The following is a 4,816-nucleotide window of genomic DNA, read 5'->3' as shown; positions in this document are numbered from 1 at the left end:
ATCGTCATGCCGGTTCTGGTCAGTGCCGGTTATGATCCGGTGCATATGGGCATTCTGATTGTCACCCTGATCAATTTTGGCGGTTTGACGCCGCCAGTGGGCGTGATCATGTTTACGGTCTGCGGCATTTTGGGTGTTAAGACCGGGGAATACACACGTGCATCCATTCCGTTCTTTGTTGCCATGGCGCTGTTCTTCGTTCTGCTGGCAGCAATACCCGCTTTGACATTGCTGTTGCCCAATACATTGATGTAATGACAACTTCAGTCCAACAGGGGCATGTAGGCAAATGCCAGGGAGACACAAAAACATGAACACATCAACGGGCGGACTGATTTCGATGCATGACGGATCGGTGAAAACCAGCATGCATGTTCCGGCATCTGCGCTGGTCTATGAAGAAGTCCGCAACCAGATTGTTTCTCTGTCCCTGCTTCCGGAAACCACGCTTGTTCGGGCGGAACTGGCTGAAAGTTTCAATGTCAGCCAGTCCCCCGTACGAGAAGCCATTTTGCGCCTTGAACAAGATGGTCTGGTGGTGTCCTATCCGCAGTCGCGTACCGTTGTGACCAAGATCGATGTTGCCCGCATCCGCGAGGAACATTTCCTCCGGGTTGCTGCGGAATGCGAGGTCGTCCGCCAATTGGCCGAGGCGAAGGATTCCCCGGCCGTCGTCAAGGCCAAGGGCATTGTCAAAATGCAGGAAGCACTGGTTGGCGATATCGAACAGATCGACCTGTTCAAACAACTTGATGAAACCTTCCACGCGGCTTTGTTTAACGGGGTGAACCAGTCAAACCTGCATTTGCAGATCACCGCACGCAGTGGTCATCTGGCGCGTGTACGAACCCTTGATCTGCCGCGGGCGGGCAAAATGGTTTCGGTGCTTGAAGGTCACAAGGCGATCATTGATGCCGTCCAGTCCGGTGATGGCGCGTTGGCGAGCTTGGAAATGCGCAAGCACCTTTCAGGCACTATGGAACGTCTGCCCCAGATCATCGAAGAAAACAAAACGCTGTTTTCCTGATCTTTGCGCGGCGGTGAGGAATAGGGCCGTCCGGCAAGTAGGCATAAGATAAACCAAACGGCGCGCAGCATGATTGCAGCGCGCCGTTTGCGTTGTATCAGGCGCGTTTGGCGACGTCCCAGATGCCGGTTTTCGCGGCTTCTTCGACGAAGTTGCGCAGGCTGTTGGGCTGACGGCCGAGAATTTCATATACATCGCTGGTCGGCTGGCTGTTGCGGCCATCAAGGACTTCGGAAAACAGATAGCGCATCAGGCCACGGACTTCGTCGGGCATGCCGTCTGCTTCAAGTCCGGCATCCAATTCATCAACGGTGATGGCCACGAAATTGACCGGGTGGTTGGCAACACTGGAAATCATCTCAGTCACATCGGCAAAGGTGACAGCACTCGGCCCGGAAAGCTCATAGGTCTTGCCGATATGGCTGTTATCGAGCAGGCAGGCAACCGCGCATTCGGCAATGTCATTGGCATCAACAAACGGTTCGGGCGTGTCACCTGCGGGCAGGGCGAGGGTGCCTTGCTGGATATAGGGCAGGAACAGGTCTTCGTTGAAATTCTGGAAGAACCAGTTGGCGCGCAGCACCGTCGCATCCGCCCCGGAATGACGCAGGGCGTCTTCGGCACGGTGGGCGGCTTCTTCGCCGCGGCCAGATAGCATCACAATGCGTTTTGCGCCATGCATCAGCGCGCGCTTGGCAAAGCTTGCGATGGTGTCATCTGATCCCGGAACGGCAAGATCGGGCTGGAACGTGACATAGACCGCATCGCGATCACGCAGGGCATCATCCCATGTCGTTGGATCGGTCCAGTCAAAGGCGGGTGTCGTGCTGCGTGAAACAGCACGCACATCATGACCAAGGGCAATGAGTTTTTCGGCAACGCGGCGGCCGGTTTTCGCCGTCGCACCAAGAACAAGAAAGCGGGAATTGGTTGGCATCAAATTGGCTCCTGAATGGGTTTTCAAAATGTGAGGAATCCTCACATTTGCCAAATGTGATAAATCCTCATATTTTGATCGTCAAGAGCTTTGACCCATCATAAGCCTGTGAAACCTGTGCCACGATGCCGGGATATTTCGAGGATAAAGGATCTAACGCGTTGTCTGATAACGTGAAAAAAATGCGCCGCGCACCGACCCAAAAAAGAAGTCGCGAACGGGTCGATACCATTCTGAAAGTCGCCTGCGAGCTGATCTCAGTCCACGGCAGCGATGCCATCAAGATGGGGGAGGTCGCAGAAAAGGCGGGGATTTCCATCGGATCGCTCTATCAGTATTTCCCCGATAAGGCGTCGATCATTCATGCGCTTGCCGATCGCTATAATGCCGAATCCCTCCATTGCATCGAAGAGGCACTTGCAGAGGTAAACTCGCCTGATGCTTTGCTTCAAGCCTTTGACCGGTTGATTGACACCTATTACGAGCTGTTTTTGGCCGAACCGGTGATTTGCGATATCTGGACCGGCACCCAAGCTGACAAGACACTGCGCGATATGGAAATGGAGGTCAGCCGTGCCAATGCGGACCTTCTCGCCAAGGCAATCCTGCGCGTGCGCGACAATGATGGTGATTTCAAAACAATCGCCGCACGGTGTTTGCTGATCATGTATTCCGGCGAAGCTACCATGCGGCTTGCCATCGCTGTCCCGCGCAACGAGGGCCGCGAGATTGTGGCAAGTTACAAGCGGATGGTCGGCCGCGAACTGGCTGATATGGCCCGGGTTTAGGTCATTTGCGCGTGGTTAGCCTGCCTTGGCGGTAAAGGGGGTCGGGGCAGGGCGGCCAAGAAGGAAGCCCTGCACATAGTCAACATCGTGATCACGTAGGAAATCGAGTTCTTCCTGGCGTTCGATACCTTCGGCGATGACTTCGATATCAAGTTGCTTGGCCAGCGCGATCAGCTTGCTGACAATCGCCTGTTTGAATTTGTCATGATCGACGTGATCAACCAGTTCACGGTCGATCTTGATGATATCGGGGCGCAATTCCGGCAACATGTTTAGCGTCGAATAGCCTGATCCGACATCATCAAGCGCAACCCGGAAACCCGAATCACGATAGGACTGAAGAATGGCGCTCAGATGTGCCGTACTGCGGACCTTTTCGGTTTCAATCACCTCGAACACAACATTGCTGCGATCAAGATTGCACTCCTCGACGACTTCGATGGTCGAACGCAGGCAAGAATCCGGATCATAGATCGAGCTCGGCGTGAAGTTGATAAACAGATTACCTTTCACGCCAGCCTTGTGGGCATTGCGGACATTGGCCGCACGTGCCGCGCGATCAAGCTGAAACAGCAGGGTCGCGGACTGGGCCGCATCAAAAAGCTGGCCCGGATTGATCACATCGCCGGTGGCACTTTCACCGCGGACAAGGCATTCGTGGGCATAGGGTTTACCAAGGTCGTTGATGTCAAAAATCGGCTGAAATACCGAATTCAACCGGTTGTCGCGCAACAGATCACCCAGCCATTCTGCACCGATTGCCGCACGGATCGCGCCAAGGCTTGTAATCTGGGCGATGTCATCGATTTCGGGGCGCTGAACGCCGGGCATGATCAATGCCTTGGTGTCCGACAGTTCTTCGGGAAGGAGATTGCCTGATATGGCATCAATCAGCGCCCGCAGACCCGGACGGGTGTAATGGATGGATAGTGTTGCGACAGACGGTGTTTTTTCGACCTCTATGCCGATTGATTTCGCACCGGCCAGGATTTTGCCGGTGGTATGGGCAACTGGCGGCCAGAGAAAGAGTGTCCCGTTTGCAGGTGCGATTTCAGGAACCGCATCACATTTTTCACAATAGGTCACCTCAATCTCCCCGTCTGGTCCTTATTCGTGCCGGTGGCTTTTCCTGATCGGCAATTCTTCTGATTAACATACTGTAACATATGGTGCGCAGCGACAATAAATCCTGCGTCAATCAATACATTTGTACGGCACTTTATCCTGTACGGCGATGTTTACGGCAGGCGATCAATCAAGACGCTGCGCGAAAGGATTTATCATTGCGAAAAGCACTGATAAACTTTGCCCGTCAATCTGTAAGACCGAGGATCTGATGCATTACAGCATGCGGCAATACCGCCCCGAAGCACAAAGCCATAGCCACGGCGATTTCCACCAGATCATCATTTCCGAGCTGGGCAAGCTTGAGATGGAGGTCGAAGGGCGTGGTGGTGAGGTGTGCGGTCGCCAACTGGCCTTTGTCGAGGCGGGTAAAACCCATGCCTATCGTGCGGAGGGACTAAACCGGTTCCTTGTCCTTGATGTCGATGCAGATCTGGCCCATCGCACCGGTCTTGAGGCGCTTTGGCATCGCCATGGCAGTGCAGCGACGTATCTTGAAGTGGGACTGGGGCATCAGAGGGGGCTGGTCGCGCTGTTGCAGGCTATTGCACCGCTACACGATCACGAATCCCAAACAGATATGCTCGATTGCCTGAAAACGCTTTTACTGCGCAGCCGTAAGAGCCGTGGCGGGAATACCTTTGGCATGGCGGCGCTGCCATCACGGCTCGTCCGTACCATGGCATGGGCGGAGGCCCGCTTGGGCGAAGACATCACGATTAGTGACATGGCGACCATCGCGGCCCAATCGGAGAGCAGCCTGTTTAGTGCCTTCCAAAAACATGTCGGGACAAGCCCGATGCGCTGGCTGACCGAGCAACGCCTGCAAATGGCCATGGCGCTTTTGCGTGATCCTGAAATTCGCCTTTCGATGTCCGATCTGGCAAATGCGGTCGGGTTTGCCGATCAAAGCGCCTTTTCGCGTGCTTTTTCCCGCCG

6 protein-coding genes are annotated in these 4,816 nt (G+C 54.6%); 4 read left to right on the top strand and 2 right to left on the bottom strand.

Annotation, left to right across the window (positions count from 1 at the left end; translation table 11 throughout):
• Nucleotides 1–255 (top strand): TRAP transporter large permease subunit (locus B3Z49_RS03965; protein ID WP_296988373.1); only part of this gene is annotated, 255 nt, incomplete at its 5' end.
• A gap of 55 nt (nucleotides 256–310) precedes the next feature.
• On the top strand, nucleotides 311–1,027 hold the full coding sequence (locus B3Z49_RS03960; RefSeq protein ID WP_008890675.1) for a GntR family transcriptional regulator: 717 nt from the start codon (nucleotides 311–313) through the stop codon (nucleotides 1,025–1,027).
• A 97-nt stretch (nucleotides 1,028–1,124) separates the two neighbouring features.
• Here the strand turns inward: B3Z49_RS03960 and B3Z49_RS03955 are convergent, their stop codons facing one another.
• The gene (locus tag B3Z49_RS03955; RefSeq protein ID WP_296988372.1) at nucleotides 1,125–1,964 is read right to left on the bottom strand and encodes an NAD(P)H-binding protein; all 840 of its coding nucleotides are present in this window, start codon (nucleotides 1,962–1,964) and stop codon (nucleotides 1,125–1,127) included.
• A gap of 161 nt (nucleotides 1,965–2,125) precedes the next feature.
• On the opposite strand from B3Z49_RS03955, the gene B3Z49_RS03950 reads away from it, so the two are divergent.
• Nucleotides 2,126–2,752, top strand: coding sequence for a TetR/AcrR family transcriptional regulator (locus tag B3Z49_RS03950; protein ID WP_296988371.1), 627 nt, complete (start codon nucleotides 2,126–2,128; stop codon nucleotides 2,750–2,752).
• Between the two features lie 15 nt (nucleotides 2,753–2,767).
• On the opposite strand, the gene B3Z49_RS03945 is transcribed toward B3Z49_RS03950, so the two are convergent.
• Complete coding sequence (locus B3Z49_RS03945; RefSeq protein ID WP_296988370.1) at nucleotides 2,768–3,838, bottom strand: EAL domain-containing protein; 1,071 nt, start codon at nucleotides 3,836–3,838, stop codon at nucleotides 2,768–2,770.
• Nucleotides 3,839–4,088: 250 nt separating this feature from the next.
• Here B3Z49_RS03945 and B3Z49_RS03940 point away from each other — a divergent pair.
• A partial coding sequence (locus B3Z49_RS03940) for an AraC family transcriptional regulator (RefSeq protein ID WP_296988368.1) occupies nucleotides 4,089–4,816 on the top strand: 728 nt, incomplete at its 3' end.

The organism is Thalassospira sp. UBA1131 (assembly GCF_002311515.1).
GTDB lineage: Bacteria > Pseudomonadota > Alphaproteobacteria > Rhodospirillales > Thalassospiraceae > Thalassospira.
Note: the sequence above shows the minus strand (reverse complement) of the source record. Positions and strands in the feature narration are given on the sequence as shown.